At 72.3% G+C, this 21,701-nt stretch carries 22 protein-coding genes; 14 read left to right on the top strand and 8 right to left on the bottom strand.

Translation table 11 applies throughout. The annotated features are described in order from the left end of the window. Window positions 1-260 precede the first annotated feature (260 nt). Window positions 261-746, top strand: coding sequence for an FBP domain-containing protein (locus ACFVSL_RS02640; RefSeq protein WP_386938241.1), 486 nt, complete (start codon window positions 261-263; stop codon window positions 744-746). Between the two features lie 83 nt (window positions 747-829). On the opposite strand, the gene ACFVSL_RS02635 is transcribed toward ACFVSL_RS02640, so the two are convergent. Further along, window positions 830-2,386: a PucR family transcriptional regulator gene (locus ACFVSL_RS02635; protein ID WP_386938239.1), complete on the bottom strand. Its 1,557-nt coding sequence runs from the start codon at window positions 2,384-2,386 to the stop codon at window positions 830-832. 147 nt (window positions 2,387-2,533) lie between these two features. Between ACFVSL_RS02635 and lysA the strand changes: the two genes are divergently transcribed. From lysA to ACFVSL_RS02615, 4 genes are all read left to right on the top strand, one after another. Then, the gene (gene lysA / locus ACFVSL_RS02630; protein ID WP_386938238.1) at window positions 2,534-3,850 is read left to right on the top strand and encodes a diaminopimelate decarboxylase; all 1,317 of its coding nucleotides are present in this window, start codon (window positions 2,534-2,536) and stop codon (window positions 3,848-3,850) included. Window positions 3,851-3,948: 98 nt separating this feature from the next. After that, window positions 3,949-4,884 (top strand): ABC transporter substrate-binding protein, encoded by a 936-nt coding sequence (locus tag ACFVSL_RS02625; protein ID WP_386938236.1) that lies wholly within the window; start codon window positions 3,949-3,951, stop codon window positions 4,882-4,884. Then, a complete protein-coding gene (locus ACFVSL_RS02620; protein WP_386938234.1) occupies window positions 4,881-5,867 on the top strand; it encodes an amino acid ABC transporter permease in 987 nt (328 codons plus the stop codon). Before ACFVSL_RS02625 ends, ACFVSL_RS02620 begins: the two co-directional genes overlap by 4 nt. Beyond that, a complete protein-coding gene (locus tag ACFVSL_RS02615; RefSeq protein ID WP_386938232.1) occupies window positions 5,864-6,676 on the top strand; it encodes an amino acid ABC transporter ATP-binding protein in 813 nt (270 codons plus the stop codon). The genes ACFVSL_RS02620 and ACFVSL_RS02615 overlap by 4 nt, the downstream gene beginning before the upstream one ends. An 89-nt stretch (window positions 6,677-6,765) precedes the next feature. Here ACFVSL_RS02615 and ACFVSL_RS02610 read toward each other — a convergent pair whose 3' ends face one another. Beyond that, on the bottom strand, window positions 6,766-7,449 hold the full coding sequence (locus ACFVSL_RS02610; RefSeq protein WP_386938230.1) for a TetR/AcrR family transcriptional regulator: 684 nt from the start codon (window positions 7,447-7,449) through the stop codon (window positions 6,766-6,768). A gap of 101 nt (window positions 7,450-7,550) precedes the next feature. On the opposite strand from ACFVSL_RS02610, the gene ACFVSL_RS02605 reads away from it, so the two are divergent. The 3 genes from ACFVSL_RS02605 to ACFVSL_RS02595 all read left to right on the top strand — a co-directional run bounded on the left by ACFVSL_RS02605 (window position 7,551) and on the right by ACFVSL_RS02595 (window position 9,563). Further along, a complete protein-coding gene (locus ACFVSL_RS02605; RefSeq protein ID WP_386938228.1) occupies window positions 7,551-8,657 on the top strand; it encodes an NAD(P)-dependent alcohol dehydrogenase in 1,107 nt (368 codons plus the stop codon). Between the two features lie 118 nt (window positions 8,658-8,775). Further along, window positions 8,776-9,249, top strand: a complete 474-nt coding sequence (locus ACFVSL_RS02600) for an SRPBCC domain-containing protein (protein WP_386938226.1) — start codon at window positions 8,776-8,778, stop codon at window positions 9,247-9,249. Next, the gene (locus tag ACFVSL_RS02595; RefSeq protein ID WP_386938224.1) at window positions 9,246-9,563 is read left to right on the top strand and encodes an ArsR/SmtB family transcription factor; all 318 of its coding nucleotides are present in this window, start codon (window positions 9,246-9,248) and stop codon (window positions 9,561-9,563) included. The genes ACFVSL_RS02600 and ACFVSL_RS02595 overlap by 4 nt, the downstream gene beginning before the upstream one ends. Here ACFVSL_RS02595 and ACFVSL_RS02590 read toward each other — a convergent pair. The 3 genes from ACFVSL_RS02590 to ACFVSL_RS02580 form a co-directional block, all read right to left on the bottom strand. After that, entirely contained in the window at window positions 9,538-10,809 is a 1,272-nt protein-coding gene (locus tag ACFVSL_RS02590; protein ID WP_386938222.1) for a glycosyltransferase, read from the bottom strand. The two genes, ACFVSL_RS02595 and ACFVSL_RS02590, sit on opposite strands and share 26 nt — an antisense overlap. Window positions 10,810-10,920: 111 nt before the next feature. Further along, complete coding sequence (locus ACFVSL_RS02585) at window positions 10,921-13,005, bottom strand: discoidin domain-containing protein (protein WP_386938221.1); 2,085 nt, start codon at window positions 13,003-13,005, stop codon at window positions 10,921-10,923. 92 nt (window positions 13,006-13,097) lie between these two features. Continuing rightward, entirely contained in the window at window positions 13,098-13,550 is a 453-nt protein-coding gene (locus ACFVSL_RS02580; protein WP_386938219.1) for an Lrp/AsnC family transcriptional regulator, read from the bottom strand. 104 nt (window positions 13,551-13,654) lie between these two features. Between ACFVSL_RS02580 and ACFVSL_RS02575 the strand changes: the two genes are divergently transcribed. After that, on the top strand, window positions 13,655-14,332 hold the full coding sequence (locus ACFVSL_RS02575; protein WP_386938217.1) for a LysE family translocator: 678 nt from the start codon (window positions 13,655-13,657) through the stop codon (window positions 14,330-14,332). A 64-nt stretch (window positions 14,333-14,396) separates the two neighbouring features. On the opposite strand, the gene ACFVSL_RS02570 is transcribed toward ACFVSL_RS02575, so the two are convergent. Beyond that, on the bottom strand, window positions 14,397-14,984 hold the full coding sequence (locus tag ACFVSL_RS02570; protein WP_386938215.1) for a TetR/AcrR family transcriptional regulator: 588 nt from the start codon (window positions 14,982-14,984) through the stop codon (window positions 14,397-14,399). A 62-nt stretch (window positions 14,985-15,046) separates the two neighbouring features. Here ACFVSL_RS02570 and ACFVSL_RS02565 point away from each other — a divergent pair, with 62 nt between their 5' ends. Further along, window positions 15,047-15,844, top strand: coding sequence for an SDR family NAD(P)-dependent oxidoreductase (locus ACFVSL_RS02565; RefSeq protein WP_386938213.1), 798 nt, complete (start codon window positions 15,047-15,049; stop codon window positions 15,842-15,844). A 58-nt stretch (window positions 15,845-15,902) separates the two neighbouring features. On the opposite strand, the gene ACFVSL_RS02560 is transcribed toward ACFVSL_RS02565, so the two are convergent. Then, window positions 15,903-16,553, bottom strand: coding sequence for a TetR/AcrR family transcriptional regulator (locus ACFVSL_RS02560; RefSeq protein WP_386938211.1), 651 nt, complete (start codon window positions 16,551-16,553; stop codon window positions 15,903-15,905). An 85-nt stretch (window positions 16,554-16,638) separates the two neighbouring features. Here ACFVSL_RS02560 and ACFVSL_RS02555 point away from each other — a divergent pair, with 85 nt between their 5' ends. Then, window positions 16,639-17,466, top strand: coding sequence for an SDR family oxidoreductase (locus ACFVSL_RS02555; RefSeq protein WP_386938209.1), 828 nt, complete (start codon window positions 16,639-16,641; stop codon window positions 17,464-17,466). Window positions 17,467-17,505: 39 nt separating this feature from the next. Here ACFVSL_RS02555 and ACFVSL_RS02550 read toward each other — a convergent pair whose 3' ends face one another. Further along, window positions 17,506-18,177, bottom strand: a complete 672-nt coding sequence (locus ACFVSL_RS02550) for a CatA-like O-acetyltransferase (RefSeq protein WP_386938207.1) — start codon at window positions 18,175-18,177, stop codon at window positions 17,506-17,508. A gap of 70 nt (window positions 18,178-18,247) precedes the next feature. Here ACFVSL_RS02550 and ACFVSL_RS02545 point away from each other — a divergent pair, with 70 nt between their 5' ends. The 3 genes from ACFVSL_RS02545 to ACFVSL_RS02535 all read left to right on the top strand — a co-directional run bounded on the left by ACFVSL_RS02545 (window position 18,248) and on the right by ACFVSL_RS02535 (window position 21,693). Further along, complete coding sequence (locus ACFVSL_RS02545) at window positions 18,248-18,820, top strand: cytochrome b (protein ID WP_386938205.1); 573 nt, start codon at window positions 18,248-18,250, stop codon at window positions 18,818-18,820. Between the two features lie 122 nt (window positions 18,821-18,942). Then, window positions 18,943-20,535 carry an ABC-F family ATP-binding cassette domain-containing protein gene (locus ACFVSL_RS02540; protein WP_386938203.1) on the top strand — a complete coding sequence of 531 codons (1,593 nt, stop codon included), beginning with the start codon at window positions 18,943-18,945 and terminating at the stop codon, window positions 20,533-20,535. Between the two features lie 81 nt (window positions 20,536-20,616). Further along, entirely contained in the window at window positions 20,617-21,693 is a 1,077-nt protein-coding gene (locus ACFVSL_RS02535) for a winged helix DNA-binding domain-containing protein (protein WP_386938202.1), read from the top strand. The last annotated feature ends 8 nt before the right edge of the window (window positions 21,694-21,701 follow it).

Here is a 21,701-nt window from a genome sequence, read left to right as displayed (position 1 = left end):
TGCAGGGGCGTGCGCCGCGTGCGCCGGGTGGGTCGCAGGATGCCGCTGTGTAGACTGCCCCACTGTGAATCGTGCTGAGCTGCCCGCCATCGTGCGCGGGCGTGAGGGGGTCGCGGGCGCCTCGTGCGCCGCGATGAGGTGACCCCGCCCCAGGCCGGCGGCGTTCGACGCCGCGGGCCGCGGTCGGTCGCGCCTGCGACCGGTCACCCCCACGTCAGCGTGCCGCCCGTCTCGGCGGCGAACAGAACAGGTTCAGATTCATGCTCCCCATCACCGACGCGCAGATCCGCGCATCGTTCATCAACGCCAGCGTGCGCGAGCGCGCCGCCCTCAGCCTGCCGGCCGACTTCGCCGAGCTCGACTGGGAGCGCCGCGACTTCCTCGGCTGGCGCGACCGCAAGCTGCCGAACGTCGCCTACGTCGTGGCGTCCGTCGGCGGCGAGCTCGTCGGCGTCATGCTGAGGCGCGCCGAGGGCCGGCTGCGCTCGCGGCCGCAGTGCTCGTGGTGCGAGGACGTGCACCTGCCGAACGACGTGCTCTTCTTCGTGGCGCGGCGGGCCGGAGCGGCGGGCCGCAAGGGCGACACCGTCGGCACGCTCGTGTGCGCCGACTTCCAGTGCTCGGCGAACGCGCGCAAGCGCCCGCCCGTCGCCTACCTCGGCTTCGACGTCGAGGCGGCCCGCGACCGCCGCGTCGAGGCGCTGCGCGATCACGTGGTCGGCTTCATCCGCGAGGTGGCCGAGTAGGCGTTCGGGGCCGGGCACGCAGCGGTCGTGCTCAGCGTGCCGCCGCGCGCAGCTGCAGCCAGGCGGCGAGCCGGTCGTCGGGCTCAGCGCGCCGCCGCGCGCAGCTGCAGCCAGGCGGCGAGCCGGTCGTCGGCGTGCTCGAGGCGGAGGCCGTGCACCTCGGCGGCGCGACGCAGGCGGTGGCGCACGGTGTTCTCGTGCACGCCGAGCCGGTCGGCGGTCTGGGCGACGTTGCCGAAGCACTCGAGCCAGGCGAGCACGGTCTCGGCGACGGTCGCCGTCGCCTCGTGCTCGGCGAGTGCGTCGATCGCCGGGTCGCGCAGCTCGGGCGCCGTCGCGAGCAGCTCGGCGGCGCGCTCGACCACGAGCTGGGGCCGCAGCTCGGCGGCCGTCACGATGCGCCGGGCGCGGGGGTCGCCCGCGCGTGCCGCCGTCTCGAGCAGCCGGTCGGCGAGCTCGCGCGCGCCCGCGACGTCGCCCGAGCGGTGCGCGGGCCCCGAGACCGCGATGCGGATGCCGTCGCCCACGAGGCGGTCGACGAGCGGCAGCAGCGGCTCCGCCGAGCGCACGGCCTCATCGACGGAGCCGGCCGCGAAGAGGGCGTAGACGCGACCGCGGTGCGCGACGGCGACGGCGTCGGGCCGATGCAGCACGAGGTGGCGGATGACGGTCGAGCGGAGCTGCGCGACCGCCGTCGGGCCCGCGCCCGGCACCTCGACGGCGAGGAGGGCGGCGCCGCGCTCCTCCTCGATGCCGAGCTCGGCGAACTCGGTGCCGGTGAGCTCGATGCCGGTGAGGAGGGTGCGCAGGCGGTCCTCGCGGGGACGCTGGTTGGTCGCGTGCGCGCGGAGGTCGTCGAGCAGGTGGGCTCCCGCGAGGGCGCTCGCCCGCCGCATCCGCTCCTCCTGCTCGGGCGTGGTCGGGCCCTCGCCCGAGGCGTCGATCGCCCAGATCGAGCCGAGCGGCAGCGCGCCCGCGCGGATCGCGAATGCGACCCGCGGCTCCTCGTCGCCGAGGCGCGGGTACTTGATGGGGCGGTCGCTGCGCAGCACCGTGCGGTACTGGTCGTCGTTGTAGGGGGAGGCGGGGACCTGCCGCGCGAGGATGCCGTGGGTGCGGAGCGCGTCGATGACCTGCCCCGGCACCGAGGAGTACGCGAGGATGTTGCGGCTGAGGTCTTCGATGGCGACGGAGCCGCCGAAGAACCCGGCGAGCTCGTTCGCGATCGCGAACAACGGCTCGGCGCCACGGTCCTGCGGGCCGGCGAGCGGCGCGTCGGCCTCGCCGAGCAGGTGGGTGAGCTGCGCGTCGAGCAGCCGCCAGCTGATGCGGTCGGCGACCCGCACGATCGGCAGTCCGGTCGCGTCGGCGATCGCCGCGAGGGCGGGCACGCGCTCGGCGCTGCACTTCACGGCCAGTCCGGCGGCCCCCTGCTCGGCCGCGGCGGCGGCGATGGCGGCGAGCCGGGCGGTCGAGAGCGACGCGGTCGACGGCGCGAGCAGCAGCGTGCCCGGGGCATCCGTCAGTTCGTCGACGATGTCGATGAACTCCGTGCCGGTCACGGCGATTCCCGGGCCGAGCGCCCCGATCGGCGTCGCGGTGCGCGGGCCGAGCTGCTCGACGAGCTCTGAGAGCGTCACGCGTGGACCCGACGATCGCAGCACGCCGCTTGGAGAAATCCCTGCATCCATGTGGTGAATCTATCCGAGATCGACAATCACACGGTGAGGCGATCTTTCTAGGCTGGCCAGCGCGACGGCGAAGGCGCCGCCCACGAGGAGGACAGCATGACCACGGACCGGCCCGCACCCGACGGCACTCGCCTCGGCGAGCTCTGGCGGATCCTGCCCGAGGAGGCGACCGCGAACGCCGACGGCGTGCTCGAGATCGGCGGCGTCGCCGTCACCGAGCTCGCCGAGCGCTTCGGCACCCCGCTGCACGTCTACGACGAGACCGGGCTGCGCCGCCAGATCCGCCGGTTCATCGACGGGCTCCGCGAGCGCTGGCCGAACTCCGACGTGCTCTTCGCCTCGAAGTCGCTGCCGGCCGTCGGCATGTACCGGCTCGCCCAGGAGGAGGGGCTCGCGGTCGACATCGCGGGCGGCGGCGAGCTGCGGCTCGCGCTCGCCGCGGGCGTGGACCCCGAACGCCTCTACTTCCACGGCAACGCGAAGACCGACGCCGAGCTGCGGATGGCGCTCGACGCCGGCATCGGCGCGATCATCGTCGACAACGACGACGAGCTCGACCGGCTCGAGCGCCTGCTCGACCGGCCCCAGCGCCTGCTGCTGCGCGTCATCCCCGGCGTCGAGGCGAAGACGCACGCCTCGCAGGCGACGGGCGGCCAGAACTCGAAGTTCGGCCTGCCGATCGACCAGGCCGCCCGGGCGATCGCCCGCATGCAGGCCCACCCCCTGATGCGCTTCGAGGGCGTGCACCTCCACATCGGCTCGCAGATCCTGGATGTCGCGCAGTTCGCCGAGGCCGTCGAGAAGATCTCGGGCGTCGGCACCTTCGGCACCTACGACGTCGGCGGCGGACTCGGGATCGCGTACACCTACGCGGAGGAGGCGCCCGAGGTCGGCGCCTACCTCGACGCGGTCGTCGCGGCCGCGCGAGCCCACCTGCCGGCCGACGCGAAGCTCATGATCGAGCCCGGGCGCTCGGTCGTCGCGCGCGCCGGCGTCACCCTCTACCGGGTCACGACGGTCAAGCGCACCGGCCGCACCTTCGTCGCGGTCGACGGCGGCCTCGCCGACCAGATGGACATCGCGCTCACCCAGCAGCGCTACGAGGCGATCCTCGCCGACCGGCTCCACGAGCCGTGGACCGAGTCGGTGCAGCTCGTCGGCCGACAGTGCGAGTCGGGCGACCTGCTCGTCGACGGCGCCCCCATGCCGTCGGCGCGCGTCGGCGACCTCGTCGTCATGGCCGCGACCGGCGCGTACGCCTACACGATGTCGAACAACTACAACGGCGCCCTGAAGCCCGCGATCGTCTTCGCCCGCGAGGGCGACGCCCGGCTCGTCGCCCGTCGTGAGAGCTACGACGACCTGCTCGCCACGCACGCTCCGGCGATGGCCGGAGCCGAGGCGCTCGCCTGAGGCATCCGGCCCGCAGCGCCCGGCCGACCCCCTCACCGCCCACCCTCACCGTCCCACCACCCCGTCCCACCAGTCCCACCCATGACAAGGAAGTCACGATGAACGCACGCACCACCACCCTCGTCGGCGCGACCGCCGCCGCGGCCGCCCTCGCCCTCGCGCTGACCGGCTGCTCGGGCTCCGGCTCGGGCGCCGAGGCCGCCCAGGGCCCCGATCAGCCGACGGGCGACGAGGTCTCGACGACCGTCGACGCGAAGCTCACCGCGCTGCTGCCCGAGGAGATCGTCGAGAAGGGCCGGCTCGACATCGCCCTCGACATCCCGTTCCCGCCGATGGCGATGTACGACGAGACGAACCGCGCCGTCGGCTTCGACCCCGAGCTCGGGCGGCTCCTCGGTCAGAAGCTCGGCATCGACGTGTCGCTCAACAAGCAGGCCTTCGACTCCGTGATCCCGTCGCTCCAGGCGAACAAGAACGACCTCATCATGAGCGGCATGAACGACACCCCCGAGCGACAGGAGACGGTGAGCTTCGTCGACTACACGCACGGCGGCTTCGCGATCCTCGTGCAGGCCGGCAACGAGGTCGGCGTCACCACCCAGCAGGACCTCTGCGGCAAGACCGTCGCCGTGCAGAAGGCGACCGTGCAGGGCGAGCTGCTGCGGGCGATGGACTGCGACGGCGATCCCGTGACCGTGACCGAGCTGCCGAGCGACCTCGACGCGCAGACGGCCCTGCGCGCGGGCAAGAGCGACGCCTACGTCGCCGACGCGGTCGTGGCCGAGTACGTCGCCGCGACGACCGACGACGGTGAGGCGTTCGACGTCGTGCGAGACCCCGAGAACCCGGCCGGATTCAACCCGGTCTACAGCGGCATCGGCATCCTCAAGGACGAGACCGAGCTCGTCGAGGCGGTGCGCCAGGCCCTGCAGGCGCTCATCGACGAGGGCGCCTACCAGGCGGTGCTCGAGCGCAACAACATCGCCGCCTACGCCGTCGAGTCGGCCGAGGTGAACCAGGGGGCGGCGGAATGACGACCGCACCGACGGCGCCCGCCGGGCGGGCGGCCGCATTCGCGACGGATGCCACGGACGACGACGTGCGGGCGATCCCGCTGCGCCGCCCGTGGCGGTGGATCAGCGCCGCCGCGGTGCTGCTCCTCGCCGCCGGGTTCGTGAGCTCGGTGCTGACGAACCCCAACATCGACTTCGCGGCCATCGGGCAGTTCCTCGTCGACCCGCGCATCATCGACGGCGTCGTGCTGACGCTCGTGATCACGCTCATCGCGATGGTGGTCTCGACGCTGCTCGCGATCGTCATCGCCGCGATGCGGCTCTCGTCGAACCCGGTGCTCTCGACGGTCGCCTGGTTCTACGTGTGGGCGTTCCGCGGCACGCCGCTGCTCGTGCAGATCGTGCTGTGGGGCTACCTCGGGCTGCTGTACGAGCAGCTCACCATCGGCATCCCCTTCACCGACGTCGTGTTCTGGCAGATCGACACGAACGTGCTGATCACGGCGATGGTCGCGGGCCTGCTCGCGCTGACGCTCAACCAGGCCGCGTACTCGTCGGAGATCGTGCGCGCCGGCATGGTGTCGGTCGACGAGGGGCAGCGCGAGGCCGCGTTCTCCCTCGGGATGTCGCCGCTCTACACCTTCCGGCGGGTGCTGCTGCCGCAGGCGATGCGGGTGATCATCCCGCCGATGGGCAACGAGACCATCTCGATGCTGAAGAACACCTCGCTGCTCTCGGTCATCGCGGTGCTCGAGATCTACACGCAGGCGACCGTGATCTCGTCGCAGAACCTCAAGCAGGTCGAGCTGCTCATCGTCGCGAGCCTCTGGTACCTGCTGATGACGAGCATCCTCTCGATCCCGCAGTACTACCTCGAACGCCGGTTCGGGCGCGGCTCGAGCCGCACCCTGCCGCCGACGCCGCTGCAGCGGCTGCGGGCGACGTTCACCACGCGCCGTGCCGTCGAGCCCGCGCCCGAGACGAAGGCGGTCAGCGCCGTATGAACACCATCGCCCCCACCGCCGGCCCGGTCGCCGCTGTCGAGGCCGAGGTCCGGCCCCTCGTCGAGATCCGCCGGGTGCGCAAGAGCTTCGGCGCCCACCAGGTGCTGCGCGACGTCTCGCTCGCCGTGCCCGAGGGGACCGTGACCGTGCTGCTCGGCCCCTCGGGCTCGGGCAAGTCGACGCTGCTGCGCTGCATCAACCACCTCGAGTCGATCGACGGAGGCCGCATCATCGTCGACGGCGAGCTCATCGGCTACCGGCAGGCGGGCCACGACATCCACGAGATGACGCCGCGGCAGATCGCCAGGCAGCGTCGCGACATCGGCATGGTGTTCCAGAAGTTCAACCTCTTCCCGCACCTCACGGCGCTCGAGAACATCACCGAGGCCCCCGTCGGCATCGCCGGGGTGCCGCGCGCGAAGGCGAAGGCGCGCGCGCTCGAGCTGCTCGACCGCGTCGGCCTCGCCGACTTCGCCGGGCACTACCCGTCGCAGCTCTCGGGCGGCCAGCAGCAGCGCGTCGCGATCGCCCGCGCGCTCGCCATGGACCCGAAGCTGATGCTCTTCGACGAGCCGACCTCGGCGCTCGATCCCGAGCTCGTCGGCGACGTGCTCGACGTGATGCGCGAGCTGGCGAACGACGGCATGACCATGATCGTCGTCACCCACGAGATCGGCTTCGCCCGGGGCGTGGCCGACCAGGTGGTGTTCATGGACGGCGGCGTCGTCGTGGAGGCGGGAAGGCCCGAGGAGGTGCTCGACCGTCCGCAGCGGCAGCGCACCCGCGACTTCCTCGAGAGCGTGCGCTGAGGGGGCGCGAAGAACCGGGGGGAGATCGGGGGGAGCGGCGGGCCCGGCGACGTGACGCGTCGCCGGGCCCGCCGCGGTGGCGACGGGTGTCAGCGCGCCTCGGCGACCCTGCGACGCTCGAGCCCCTCGAGCAGCAGGTCGAGCCCGAACTCGAACTCGGTCTGGTCGTCGCACCAGCCGAGCGTCGAGTCGGGGTCGTCGTGCGCGACGTCGGCGAGCATCGCCGCGAGGTGCGGGGCGAGGGCGGCGAACTGCGCCGGGTCGGCGGGAGGGTCGGCGGCGTTGTCGTCGTTGAGCTCCTGCACGTAGCCGTACATACGGCTGCCGATCGCGTGCAATCCGTGGTGGATGAGATCGTGCGAGAGCCCGCCGCCGCGCATGATGCCGACGACGCCGTCGGCGTAGGCGATCGCGAGGGTGCCGGGGGTGCCGCGCACGTTCATGAGCGCCGGGGCCCACGGATGCCGCAGCAGCACCCGGCGCGCCCCGAGGATGCGCGAGCGCAGCGCGTCCGACCAGCTCGTGGCATCCGTCGGGGGCGGTGCGAAGCCGCCCGTCTCGGCCGCGATCTCGGCGAAGACCTGCTCGATGAGCCCGTCGAGGATCGCCGGCTTGTTGGGCAGGTGGTAGTAGATCGACATCGCCTCGACGCCGAGCTCGTCGGCGAGGGCGCGCATCGTCAGCCGGTCGAGGCCGTCGCGGTCGGCGAGCCGCAGGGCCGTCTGCAGCACGCGTTCGCGACTGAGCGGGGTGCGCTCGGCGGTTCTCGGCATGGTCTCACCGTACAACGTCAGGTATCTCGGCGGGGGTCTGGACAACGCTCGCCCCACGGCGTATCTTACGACGTAAGACTTACGACGTAAGGGAGCCTCGCATGTCCATCGGATCGCACCCCGAGACCAGGCGGCCGCGCCGCGACGACGAGCTCGTCGGCGAGCCGGGCCGCGACCGTCGCGATCGGCGGCCCGACGAGCTGCCCGCCACCATGCGCGCCGCACGCATCGAGCGATTCGGGCCGCCCGAGGTCGTGCGGCTCGTCGAGCTGCCCCGCCCCGAGCCGGGCCCCGGCGAACTGCTCGTCCGCGTCAGGGCGTCGACCGTGAGCGTCGCCGACGAGCGGATGCGCGCGCGCCGGCTGCCGCGCGGCTTCGGCCTGATGGTCGCGCCGACGGTCGGGCTGTTCCGGCCGAAGGTGCGCGTGCTCGGCATGGACGCCGCCGGCGTCGTCGCGGCGGTCGGCGACGGCGTCGAGCGCTTCGCCGTCGGCGACGAGGTCATCGTGATGCGCGGCTCGCGCATGGGCTGCCATGCCGAGTACGTGACGATCGCCGCCGACGGCCAGGTCGCGCGCAAGCCCGCGAACCTCTCGTTCGAGGAGGCCGCGGCGATCGTCTTCGGCGGGCACACGGCGCTGCGCTACCTCGATCGCGTCGACATCGGCCCCGGCAGCGAGGTGCTCGTGAACGGCGCCTCGGGCGCGGTCGGCTCGGCGGCGGTGCAGCTCGCCGCGGCGCGCGGCGCGCGGGTGACGGCGGTCACGAGCGCCCGCAACGCCGAGCTCGTGCGCTCGCTCGGCGCCGCGCACGTCATCGACCACACCCGCGAGGACTTCGCGACGCCGGTGGCCGGCTCGCCGGGTGCGGCTGCTCGCTACGACGTCATCGTCGAGTGCGTCGGCAACGCCCCCTTCGAGCGGGTGGAGCACCTCCTCCGGCCGGGCGGCGCGCTGCTCCTCGTGATCCTCGACCTGCACGGGCTCCTCCTCGCAAAGCGGCAGTCGCGTCGCAGCGGGCTCGTCGTCGACCACGAGGGCGGCCGCATGGATGCCGCGGGCATGGAGCGGCTCGCCGCGCTCGCCGAGACCGGGGTGCTGCGACCGGTGATCGATCGCGTCGTCGCCTTCGACGAGGTGGTCGAGGCGCACCGGTACGTCGACGGCGGCCACAAGCGCGGGAGCGTCGTCCTGCGGATGACTGAGTAAATGCAACCAAAGGGTTGCGTCCCGATCGGTGGTATGCAACTATCGAGTTGCAGGTGATCGAACGATCGCCGAGACATCCACCACGGCATTCGCCGGAAGGAGCGCGATCATGGTGAGCATGACCCGCAACGAAGCATCCGTCATCGATGAAGGGGCCTTCACGGTGCGACGCACGATCCGCATCGCCGCACCCCGCGACAAGGTGTGGCGAGCCGTCACCGAACCCGAGCACATCTCGCGCTGGTTCGGCGAGACCGTGCTCGACGGGGCCGGCGCCGGCGCCACCGGCACGATGACGTTCGACGGGTACGGAGTGATCCCGCTGCGCGTCGAGGCGGTCGACGCCCCGCGCTCGGTCTCGTACCGCTGGGGCAACGACGACGCGCAGGCCCGGCGACCCGAGGGCATCGACGAGGCGACGACGACCGTCTTCACGTTCACCCTCGACGAGGTCGACGGCGGAACCGAGCTCACGGTCGTCGAGACCGGGTTCGACCGCACGAGCGACCCGAAGTTCAACATGACCGAGCACGCCGACGGCTGGGTCTCCGAACTCGACAAGCTCGTCGCCCTGCTCGAGGGCGACGCATGAGCTCAGCGACGCTGGTTCCCGTGTTCGCCGCCCTGGGTGACGAGACGCGGTGGAGCATCCTCGCGGCGCTCGGCGAGGGGGATGCCTCGGCATCGGCCCTCGCCGAGCGGCTGCCCGTGACCCGCCAGGCGATCGCGAAGCACCTCGCGGTGCTCGCCGAGGTCGGCCTCGTCGAACCCGTGCGGGTCGGCCGCGAGGTGCGCTACCGCGTGCTCGGCTCGTCGCTGAGCGCGACCGCGGCACGGCTCGACGCCATCGGCCGCGAATGGGAGCGCCGACTGGCCGCGATCAAGGAGATCGCGGAGGGGCTGTGACCGGGGCGAGGCTCCCGAGCTCGTCGAGCAGGGCGTTCGCCGCGACATCCCGGTTGATCGCCTCGCCGAGGCGGGCCGCGGCCAGCCGGTACCGGTCGTGCGCGAGCACCTTCTCGATGGCCGCGGCGATCTCGTCGGCCGGCGCGCGCCGCGGCACCGCGACGCCCGCGCCCCGCTTCACGACGCGGGCGGCGTTGTCGGCCTGATCGCGGCCGTGGTGCAGCACCACGAGCGGCAGGCCGGCGGCGAGCGCCTTCATGACCGTGCCGTGCCCGCCGTGCGTCACGACGACGCTCGCGTGGCGCATCGCCTCGCGATGGGGCGCGGATGCCACGACGGCCGTGTTGCCGGGCGCGTCGATCAGCTCCGGCGGAATGGCGGGCCCGGTCGTCATGTACCCGCGCACCGGCAGGGCGCGCAGCGCGTCGGCGATGCGCTGCAGGCAGTCGGCGTGGTTCTGGAACGTTGACGAGAGCGCCACGAGCACGAGCGGCGCATCGCCGTCGGGCGGTGCGAAGTGCTCGGCGACGGCCCATGCGGGGTCGTCGAGCACCGGGCCGACGAAGCGCACGTTCGCGGGGTAGTCGCCCGGGAACTCGAACTCGGCGGTGGTGAGCACGAGCTCGCGGCGCGCGCGGTGCAGCTGGTCCCAGGTGTGCTCGATCGGCCCGAGGCCGTTGCGCGCCCGGACCCGGTTCAGCGGTTCCACCGTGTAGCGGTCGAGCAGCCTCGTGGTCGCGGAACCCGCCATGCGATCGCGCACCCTCCCGAGCGGGCCCCGCATCGGGCGCATCCCGGCTCCGCCGGGCGGGCGGCCCGGGACCGGAGCGATGTAGACGTTGGGCATGAGCACGTCGAACGGCACCGACCGGGCCTCCGCCGCGATCATCGCTCCGAGGGTGAAGAAGGTCGTCACGACGAGATCGGGGCGTGCGGAGTCGATGGCGGCGAGCGTGTCGGCCGAGTGGCCGGGCGCCGGACCGGCGAGGTAGTGCTCCGACATGCTCTTCGCGAGCTCGAGCGGGTTCCGGATCGCCCAGTCGCGGAACTCGGTGCTCGGGCGGGCGCTCCAGAGGTGCACCGCGGCGCCGGTGGCCCGGCTCGGCCCGGCCATCGACTCGTCGACGAGCGCGGTCACCCGGTGACCGCGATCCACGAGCCGGCGCGCGACGCCGAGCTCGGCGGGCACGGTGCCGCCCCCGTCGGCGAGCGCGACGAGATAGTGGTGCGACGGCGTGCCGCTCATGGGGGCAGCGTAGGTGCGGCGCGGATGCGGAGCATCCGTGCTGGCGCGGAGATGCCGACGGCGCGCAACGGGCCCGGCGACGACGTCGCCGGGCCCGCGAAGCCGACGCGATCAGCTGCCGAAGACGCCGAGCTCCCAGATCGAGTACCCGTACTTCGTGGTGCGCTCGGTGCAATGCACCCGCACGTATCTGGCGCTCGTCGGCGTGAACGACGCCGTGTCGAGCCCGCCGTCTCCCGTGGTGGTCGACCAGACCGTGCGCCAGTTCTGCCCGTCGTCGGAGAGCTGCACCTCGTACGCCTTCGCGGCCGAGCGCTCCCACGTCACGGTCACGCGGCTGAGCGGACGGGACTCGCCGAGGTCGACGCGCAGCCACTGCGGGCTCGTGCCCCAGTTGCCGCTCGCCCAGCGGGTGTCGGCCCTGCCGTCGACCGCCCGGCCGGGCGCGAAGCTCGTGAACGGGTTCCACTCGTTCGAGCTCGACGTCGCGGCCTTGCCGGTCGCGAGGTTCTGCGCGCTCTCGTGGCCGCGCGTCGCCTCCCAGGTCTGCAGGTACGACTCGGCGCCCAACATCAGGTCGTCGACGAGCTCGTCGCCGCCGCCCGCGAGCCGGAGCTGCTCGATGTAGTCGGGCGCGAGGCCCGAGTGGGCGAATCCGTCGGTGTTGATGTCGAAGGTGCGCTGCCCGCTGACCTGGCGGTCGACGACGGTGCTGCCGTCGGCCGCCGTGAACGGGTACGACACGGCGACGGGAGCGGTGCCGCCGGCGGGGTGGCTGCCGACGCCGTTGAAGTCGAGGCCGAAGCCGTAGCCCTTGCCGTACTCCGCGCGGAGCGCCGCGGTGTCGCGCCACTCGTCGAGGAAGCCCTCGGCGTCGTGCGGGTAGCCGGTCTTGAACCCGCCGAGCCGGTACAGGCGCTCCGACCAGTTCGAGTCCATCCAGCTGTGGCTCGAGAGCACGCCGGGGTAGCCGTCGGCCTCGAGGATGTCGAGGGCGCGTCCCGCGGCCTTCACGCTCATGTGGTCGAGCTCGACCATCATGTTGCGCGACATCACCGCCCGCAGGGCGTACTCGCCGAGCGAGGTGAGCCCGCGCGTGTTGCACTGCGCACCCGAGGGGTAGGTCGGCGGGTCGGCGCCCGGCAGCTCCTCGGGCACCTCCGCGTTGCCGATCGGGTTGTCGTGCTGCGGCCCGGTGCACGCCTCGGTCTGCCAGTACGTGCCGGTCGAGTAGAACTGGCCGACGTTGATGATCGTGCCCTGGGTGCCGGTGTCGAACCGCACGCCGCAGAGGGCGTTGTCGAACTTGTGGCAGAGGAACATGCTCGAGATGCCGAGCGCCTCGAACTCGTCGAGCCCGCGGTCGATGTCGGCCTTGGAGCACTGGGCGACGTCGAGGATCATCTTGCAGCCGAACGGCTCGCTCATCTCGACGCCGAGCACGACGGCGAGCTTGCCGTCCTCGATCACGTCGCGTGCCTGCTCGGGCGTCGTGACGATGCGGAAGAAGCCCTTGCCCGCCCCGCCGTAGATGCCGTCGATGTACGCCTCCATCTCGCGCGCCTTCTGCGCCTCGAGTCGGATCGCGGTCATCTCGTCGCACGAGCGGTCCTTCGGCATGATCGGCAGCGAGCAGATGACGCCGTTCGTGACGAGGTCGTTGACGAGCACCCGCTGGCCGGCGCGCCAGGAGCGTTCGACCCAGGCGTAGTACGAGGCCTGGTGGCTCATCGACGTGGTCTTCGGCCAGTCGGCGAAGGTCGGCCAGCCGACGGGGTCGTGGTGCCCGTCGGGGTCGCTCGTGAGGTTCTCGAACAGGGCGCCGCTGCCGTCGGGGTAGTGCTCTGGGCAGTCCTTCAGGGCGTCGGCGACGCCGTTCGGCGAGAACGGGGCACCGCAGATCATGCGGCCGCCGAAGCCCTCGTTCGAGTTGAGGTGCGTGTGCGAGTCGATGAATCCCCGCACCTCGCCGCCGGGCGCGCCCGTGATCGGGGCCCCCGTGACGTTGAGCTCGACGTCGACGGCCGGGCGGTTCGGGGCGTCCCACCAGTTCTCGGCGGCGGACGCCGGGGCGACGGGAATGGTGAGGAGCAGAGCGCCGATCGCGGCGATGCCGAGGATGGAGCGGATGGAGCGTCGTCGCCGACCTTCGGCGAGCGGTGTTGCGGCGGATCTCGAGTGAACGTGGTGCGCCATGTGAGCCTCCTTGCTCGATGGCTCGCAGCGTATTGTGGGACGCGCGTCCCAGTCAAGCGTCCCAAAAGATCCGTGCGTCCGGATCGAACGCCTCAGATGGGCAGCGGCCGGTCGTCGACGATGGTCTTCATGACGAGCGTGGATTCGACGCGTCGCACGCCCGGAAGCGCCGAGAGGCGCTCGTCCCACAGGCGCTGGTACGCCGCGAGGTCGGGCACGGCGACGCGAAGGAGGTAGTCGGGGTCGCCGAAGAGCCGCAGCGCCTGGATGACCTCGGGGATCTCGGCCACGGCCGCGTCGAACGCGGGCACGGTCGCGCGATTCGCCTGGTCCATGGTGATGAACACGAGTGCGCCGAAGCCGAGGCCGACCCGCTCGGGGTCGATGACCGCCCGGTAGCCGGTGATCGCGCCCGCCTCCTCGAGCGCGCGCAGGCGGCGGTGGGTCGGCGACATGCTGAGCTGCACGCGTTCGGCCAGCTCGGTGAGGCTCAGGCGTCCGTCCTGCTGCAGTTCGGCAAGGATTCTCCGATCAGTGGCATCCATGTGGTGAATTCTTCCACGCAGGCGGTTCGCAGAGGTGGAATTCGGCAGCGGCTTCCCCCGCGATTCGCCTACCTTCGAGGAGTCCGGAACGAAGGAGGCCCGCCATGGACGTGCAGCTGCTGCTCGCATGCTCGGTCATGATGACGCTCATGGTGCTGCTGCCGGGCCCCGACTGGGCCTACCTCATCGCGGCGGGCGCGAGCGGGCGGAGCATCGTGCCCCCGCTCGCCGGCGTCCTCCTCGGCTACCTCGCGATCGTCGCCGCCGTCGCGGTCGGCGTCGGCGCGGCGGTCGCGGCGGTGCCCGCGGTGATCGTCGCGCTCACCTTCGCGGCGGCCGCGTACCTGATCCACCTCGGCGTGCGGGTGCTGCGCGACCCGCCGGTCGTCGTCGCGCCGGCGGGCGCTGCGGGCCCGGCAGCGGGCGGCGACGACGGGCGGCTGCCCGCCGTGGCATCCGATCGCCCGTGGCGTCGACTCGCGCAGGGCGCGGGCGTCAGCGGGCTCAACCCGAAGGGGCTGCTCGTGCTCGTGGTGCTGCTGCCCCAGTTCACGGATGCCGCGGGGTCGTGGCCGATCCCGGTGCAGCTGGCCGTGCTCGGCCTGCTCTTCGTCGGCTGCTGCGCGCTCGTCTACACGGGCGTCGGCCTCGGTGCGCGGGCGGTGCTGCGCCTGCGGCCCTCGGCGATGCGCATCGTCTCGCGGGTGTCGGGCGCCGCCATGATCGTGCTCGCCGTCGTGCTCGTCGCCGAGCAGGTGTCGCACCTGGCCGGGTGGCCGTGAGTCATCAGCGACCCGGGCGGTCTCGTCCGAGCGCGGGCGCTCGCCCGAGCCGTCGACGCGGGGGTCACGGCACGTAGGCGCCGGCCAGCATGGCGATGGTCGCGTCGGCCGCGTCCTGCCAGGCGACGCCGTCGAGCAGGTCGTCGGTCGCGAGCGCGGCGACGCCGTGCACCGCGGCGAAGACGACGAGCGCCTGCCGTTCGACGTCGCCCTCGCGGATCTCGCCCCGCGCCTGCGCCTCGGCGACGAGCGCGATCACCGCCGTCATGCTGGCGCGGCTCAGCTCGACGAGCTCGGCGGAGGCCTCGGGATGGTGCTTCGCCTTGTACATGAGGTCGAGGATCGCGGGGTGCTCGACCGCGAAGCCGACGTAGGCGAGGCCCGCCGCGCGGAGCCGGCCCGCGAATGCCGGTTCGCTCGCGACGGCTGCCGCGAGCGTCTCGTTCATGCGGGCGAACCCGGCGACGGCGATCGCGTCGAGCAGCGCGGTGCGGTCGGTGAAATGGCGCGCGGATGCCCCGTGGCTGACGCCCACCTCGCGCGCGAGTCGTCGGAGCGAGAGGGCGTCGAGCCCCTCGGCGTCGATCGTCTCCCAGGCGCGGGCGAGCAGCGCCTGGCGCAGGTTGCCGTGGTGGTAGGCGCGTTCGGTCACCCGAGCACCCTATCGCGAAGTAGGCATTGACAACAATGCTGTCAGTGTCTACATTTGCGGGCATGACCATCGACTTCACCGCCACCGCCGCACTCATCACCGGCGCGAGCTCGGGGCTCGGCACCGAGTTCGCGCTGCAGCTCGCACGACGCGGGGCCGACGTCGTGCTCGTCGCCCGCCGCGAAGACCGGCTGCGCGAGCTCGCCGAGCGCATCGAGCGCGAGCACGGTGTGCGCGCCACCCCGATCGCGCTCGACCTCGCGCGGCCCGGTGCCGCGGCGATGCTGCGGGCCGAGCTCGACGAGCGGGGCATCCGCATCCAGACCCTCGTCAACAACGCCGGCTTCGGCATGAAGGGCGCGTTCGTCGACGCCGATGCGGCACGCGTCGACGAGCTCGTGCAGCTCAACGTCGCCGCGCTCGTCTCGATCACGCGCGCGTTCCTCCCCGATCTCGTGGAGGACGGGCGCGGCGCTCTCGTGAACATCGCGAGCACCGGGGCGTACCAGCCCTGCCCGAACATGGCGATCTACGGCGCATCGAAGGCCTTCGTGCTGAGTTTCACCGAGGCGATCGCCTACGAGACCCGCGAATCGGGATTGCGCGTGCTGACCCTCAGCCCGGGGGCGACGCGCACCGAGTTCTTCGACGTCGTCGGCACCGAGGACGCGGCGGTCGGCCGGTTCCGTACGACCGAACAGGTCGTGTCGCTCGCACTCGACCGGCTCGATCGGCGGCGAACCCCCGCGAGCGTCGTCTCTGGCCGGGCGAACTCGCTCATGAGCAGGCTCGTCGGCGTGATGCCGCGCCGGCTCGTGCTGGCGGCCAGCGGGCGGGTGCTCGCAGACTCGGCGGGGTGAGCTCCGTGGCCGTGAGCGGCCGGCTGCGCCCGGTGCCGGTGCCGGTGCCGGCGCCGTGTCAGCGCGTCGCGGTGCGCGGCGCGAGGCCGTCGACGAGGATCGTCGCGAGCGAGTCGATGCCCGCGGCCGGGTCGTCGATGCGGGCCAGGATCCGATAGAGCGCGACGCCGAAGACCGCATCGGCCACGGCCTCGAGGTCGGCGTCGGTGCGCACCTCGCCGCGGTCGCGCCCGGCCTCGAGCACCTCGACGAGCAGGCGGCGGGTCGGGCCGGTGAAGCGTTCGTACAGTCGTGCGGCGTCGTCGTCGTCATCGGCGGCGGCCGCGGCGAGGGCGCGCACGGTGGCGGCGTTCGCGGGGGACTCGAGGCTCGCCGCGAGGCGGCGCATCCACTCGTGGAGTCCACCCGGCTCATCGGATGCCTCGCGGGGCTCGGCGGCCTCGGCGCCGACGCCAGGGTCCGCACCGGCGACGGCGACGGCCGCGATTCCGCTCGGTGCCAGGACCCCCGCGAGCACGGCGCCGGCGACGAGGTGCGACTTCGAGCTCCAGCGCCGGTAGACGGTCTGCTTCGCCACCCCGGCGCGCTCGGCCACCGCGGCGAGGTTGAGGGCGTCGTAGCCGCCCTCGAGCAGGAGGTCGCGCGCCGCCTCGAGGATCGACCGGTCGGCGTCGGTGCTGCGCGGGCGGCCGCGCTTGGAGGGTTCCACGTGTCGATGGTATTCGGTGTCGAATCGAATTAGGCTACTTGGAGTCTCGTTAATCGACGGGCACCCGCACACAGGAGGTCAGTACATGTCGAAGGACGTCGCCGTCGTCATCGGAGTCGGCGGAATGGGGCAGGCCATCGCCCGCCGGATCGGCAGCGGGCGCATCGTCGTGCTCGCCGACTTCAACCGGGCCACCCTCGATCAGGTCGCCGACGAGCTGCGCGGCGCCGGCCACGAGGTGCACGCCCACCTCGTCGACGTGAGCAAGCGCGACTCGGTCGCCGCACTCGCCGACGACGCCGCGGCGCTCGGCCCGGTCACCCACGTCGCGCACACCGCCGGACTCTCACCGACCCAGGCCTCGACCGAGGCGATCCTCGCGGTCGACCTCCTCGGCGTCGCCGTCGTGCTCGACGAGTTCGCCAGGGTGATCGCGCCGGGCGGTGCCGGCGTCGTGATCGCGAGCATGGCCGGTCACTTCGCCGCCGGTCAGTTGCCCGCCGAGCTGCAGCAGGCGTTCGCTGCGACGCCGAGCGACGAGCTTCTCGCGCTGCCGTTCCTCGGCGCGCTCCCCGACCCCGGAGCCGCGTACTCGATCGCGAAGCGCGCCAACCACCTCCGCGTCCAGCGCGCCTCCGTCGCCTGGGGCGAGCGCGGCGCCCGCATCAACTCCATCAGCCCCGGCGTCATCTCGACGCCCATGGGCCAGCAGGAGCTCGCCGGCGACTCGGGCGCGCAGATGCGCGGCATGGTGCAGGCCTCCGCAGCGAAGCGGCTCGGCACCCCCGATGACATCGCCGAGGCGGCCGCGTTCCTGCTCGACGCCACCCGCGCGAGCTTCGTGAGCGGCACCGACCTGCTGGTCGACGGCGGCACCGTCGCCGGTGTCAGCGCCTCGGGCATGCTCGGCTGAGATCGAGTGCGGCGAGGCGGCCGGATGCGTCCGGTCGCCTCAGCCGTCGACCCACGACGGGTCGGCGAAGAGCGCTTCGAGCTCGCCGACCAGCCGGGCCGTGTGGAACCCGTCGGCCGAGGCGTGGTGGATCTGCACCGCGAGGGGGAGCAGGGTGCTCCCCGCGCGCTCGACGTAGCGGCCGAGCGTGAAGATCGGCGCGAAGTGGTTCGAGCCGCCGTCGATCTGCAGGGTGAAGCCCGTGAAGCTCGCCCACGGGATGCTCGACACGTCGAAGCCGTTCGCCGGCAGGCCGCCCTGGGGGAACATCTCGCTCGCGGCCGACGCCTCCGCGAGCACCTCGGTCGCCGCCTCGTGGAACCGCCCGAAGTCGGCGTCGTACGGCACCGAGACCGCGGCGAAGGTCTCGCGCTCGGGGTTGAACACCGTGAAGGCCGGGTGCACGACCGGCCACGTCGCCGGCAGGCCGTCGTCGGTGAGCGTCATGCGGAACTCGGGGTGCCGGTTGACGACGTTCGCGATCGCCCAGATCTGCGTCGGGTAGGTCTTGCGCGACGAGGCGCGCAGCGCCGCGACGAACGCCGTGACGTCGAGCTCGACCGTCATCGCGTAGGTGCACGGGACGCGGTGCCGGTAGTGCTCGAAGGTCTCGCGGCGCGGCCAGGTCGCGAGGTCGAACGGCGTGGGCTGGGTCGCATTCGAGGCGGGCATGCGTTCGATCCTCGCATTCCGCATCGGCGTGAGCCGTGACATCCGGGCGGAGAACCGGAATGCTGGGCGAATGGCAGGCGACGCGGGCGGACGGGCGCTCCCGCCGCGGCATGGCGTGATCGCCCGGGTGCTGCACTGGCTCACGGTGCTCGCCCTGCTGTCGCAGTACCTCGTCGGCTACGCGATGATCGGCGCCGAGGGGCTGCTCGAACCGGTGGTCGAGGAGCTCTACGACGGCGACGAAGACCTGCTGCTGCCGGTGCACGTGGTCATCGGCTGCAGCATCCTCGCGCTGACCGTGCTGCGATTCGCCTGGCGTCGGGTCGTGACGCTGCCGGCGTGGCCCGCGACCGTGACGCGGGCGGAGCAGAAGCTCGCCTCCACCACCGAGCGCGCCCTCTACGCACTGCTCGTGCTGACGCCGTCGAGCGGTCTTGCGCTCGTGTTGATCTCGGGCGAGGACTGGGAGATCGCAGACCGTGCCGACTGGACCGCACCGCTCGACCTCGTCGACGACGACCTGCTCGTCGGCGTGCACGTGACGCTGCAGATCCTCCTGCTCGTCGCCGTCGCACTGCACCTCGGCTTCGTGCTGAAGCACCAGTTCGTCGATCGCGACCGCTTCCTGCGCCGCATGGTCTGATCGGCTCGGCCACCCACCCGGCGCGCAGGCGCCGTCGATAGACTCGACGCCGGCTCGAGGCATCCGTCTCGCCGACTCTCGCCCCCTGCGCAACGCACCGCACCCCGAAACCGAGGACGCCCGTGAGCCTGATCCGCCTGAACGACGTGAGCATCGACATCGAGGGACGGCCGGTGCTGAAGGAGGCGTTCCTCAAGCTCAAGCGGGGCGACCGGGTCGGCCTCATCGGCAAGAACGGCACGGGCAAGACGACGCTGCTCGAGGTCGTGCTCGGCCGCCGCGAACCCTCGGGCGGCACGCGGGATGTCACGCTCGGCACCACGATCGGGTACTTCTCGCAGTTCTCGGAGCTCGACGGCGAGCAGAGCATCCAGCAGACGCTGAGCGCCCACTTCGCCGACGTGCACGAGACGCAGGCCCGCCTCGACGAGATCGGCCTCGCGCTCGCCGAGCCCATGGCCGACGACGAGATGACGCGACTGCTCACCGAGCAGGGCGAGCTGTTCGAACGCATGGACCACATCGGCGGCTGGACCTACGAGACGACGATCGACACCGTGCTCACCCGGCTCGGCTTCGACGCCGAGCGCCGAGCCCTGCCGGTCGACCGGCTCTCGGGCGGCTGGCGCAACCGGGCCGCGCTCGCGCAGATCCTCGTGCAGGCGCCCGATGTGCTGCTGCTCGACGAGCCGACGAACTTCCTCGACCTCGACGGCGTGAAGTGGATCGAGAACTGGCTGCAGTCGTTCGCGGGCGCCGTGCTCGTCGTCTCGCACGATCGCCAGTTCCTCGACGGCGTGGTCGACCGCATCATCGAGGTCGAGAACTACCGCCTCCAGGAGTACGAGGGCGACTACTCGGCGTACGTGCACGCGAAGCAGTCGCGGCTCAAGATGCTCGAGAAGCAGTTCGCCCACGAGGAGGAGCTGCTCGCCTACGAGCAGGCCGCGTCGACTGCGCGTCGCGAGGCCGCCCGCAACCCGTCGAACGCCGTCGCCCGACGCCTCGCCGACATCAAGAAGCGGCAGGCGCCGCGCCCGATCGACCAGATCATCACCTCGATCTACGACGGGCTCAAGGTCTCGAACGACCTGCTCACGGTGACGGGGCTCTCGAAGGGCTTCGGCGGCGAGCCGCTCTTCGACGGCGTCTCGTTCGACCTCCAGCGCGGCGACCGCGTCGCGGTGATCGGCTCGAACGGCTCGGGCAAGTCGACGCTGCTCGACGTGCTCACCGGCGAGACCGAACCCGACTCGGGCAGCGTGCGCTGGGCGAAGGGCGCCCGCTTCGTCTCGTACAACCGCGTGTACGCCGAGCTCGACCTCACCGACACCGTCGGGCACGCGGTGAACGCCTACCCCGACTCGCTCGCGTTCACCGCCACGAAGAAGAGCGTCGGCCGGTTCCTCGCGATGCTCCAGTTCTCCGAGGACGACCTGAAGCAGAAGATCGGCACCCTCTCGGGCGGCCAGCGGGCGCGCGTGGCGATCGCCCAGTGCCTGCTCTCGGGGGCGGCGGTGATCGTGCTCGACGAGCCGACGAACCACCTCGACATCACCTCGACGCAGGTCATGGAGCGGGCGCTCACCCACTTCCCCGGCGCGGTCGTCGTGGTGTCGCACGACCGCTTCTTCGTCGACAAGCTCGCCGATCGCCTGCTCGTGTTCGAGGGCGGCGGGCGGGTCGTCGAGAAGCCTGCGACCGGGGCGCTCTAGCGGGATCCGGCGCGAGGCATCCTCTCGCCCCGTACAGGCGGGGCGCTGGTCTCGCCGAGTCGTCGCCAATACGCTGCAATGGTGCTCATCGACCGCGACATCGCCCGATGGCGGCTGCGCTCGCAGCTGCTCGCCGCTCCCGTCGACACCGCCGAGCAGGTGGTGCGGTCGCTCCTCGCGGTGCAGGCCGAGAACCCGTCGCAGTCGGCGTGGGCCGTCGCGACGCGCACCGGCTCGGCAGCGGCGGAGGACCTGGCCGCTGCGCTCGCCGAGGGGCGGGTGCTGCGGATCCACGTGCTGCGATCGACGTGGCACTACGTGCACGCCGACGACGCGCAATGGCTGCAGGAGCTCACGGCGCCCCGGGTGATGCCGGTGTTCGAGCAGCAGTTGCAACCGCTCGGCGACCGCGTCGGCGCGCTCGGCGACGCCGTGGTGGCGACGCTCGGCGAATCGCCCGACCGCACCAGGGGCGAACTCGCCGAGGCGCTCGCCGTCCGTGGCGAGCAGCTCACCGGCCAGCAGCTCATGCTGCTGCTCGGGCGCCTCGAGGTGCTCGGACTGGTGTGCAGCGGTGTGCCGCGCGACGGCGAGCACAGCTACGCGCTGTTCGCCGATCGGGTGCCCAGCCCGCGGCGCCTCGATCGCGACGAGGCGCTCGCCGAGCTCGCGCTGCGCTACTTCACGTCGCACGGCCCGGCCACCGACCGCGACCTCGCCTATTGGGCGACGCTCACCGTGACCGACGTGCGCCGCGGCCTCGCCGCGGTCGCCGACCGGCTCGACTCCTTCGAGCACGACGGGCGCACCTTCTGGCACGCGCCGGGCGGGCCGCCGAGCTCCGTCGAGCCGCGGGGTCACCTGCTGCAGGTGCTCGACGAGATGTACCGCGGGTATCAGGACTCGCGGTGGGTGCTCGACGGCGAGGGCATCGTGCCCCGCACCAGGGAGACGGCGATCGGCATGGCGCTGGTCGACGCGCAGCTGCTCGGGGCGATGAAGCGGACGGTGACGGCGAAGGCCGTGACGTTCGCGGTGCGACCGTACCGCGCGCTCGCACGGGGGGAGCGGGCCGCCCTCGACGACGCGGCGGCACGGTACGCCGCCTACCTCGGCCTCGAGCCGCGCGTGGAGCTCGCCGCGGCCGATCGTCCGTGACATCCCGG

Origin of the sequence: Agromyces sp. NPDC058064 (genome assembly GCF_042885275.1) — a bacterium.
GTDB lineage: Bacteria > Actinomycetota > Actinomycetes > Actinomycetales > Microbacteriaceae > Agromyces.
Note: the sequence above shows the minus strand (reverse complement) of the source record. Positions and strands in the feature narration are given on the sequence as shown.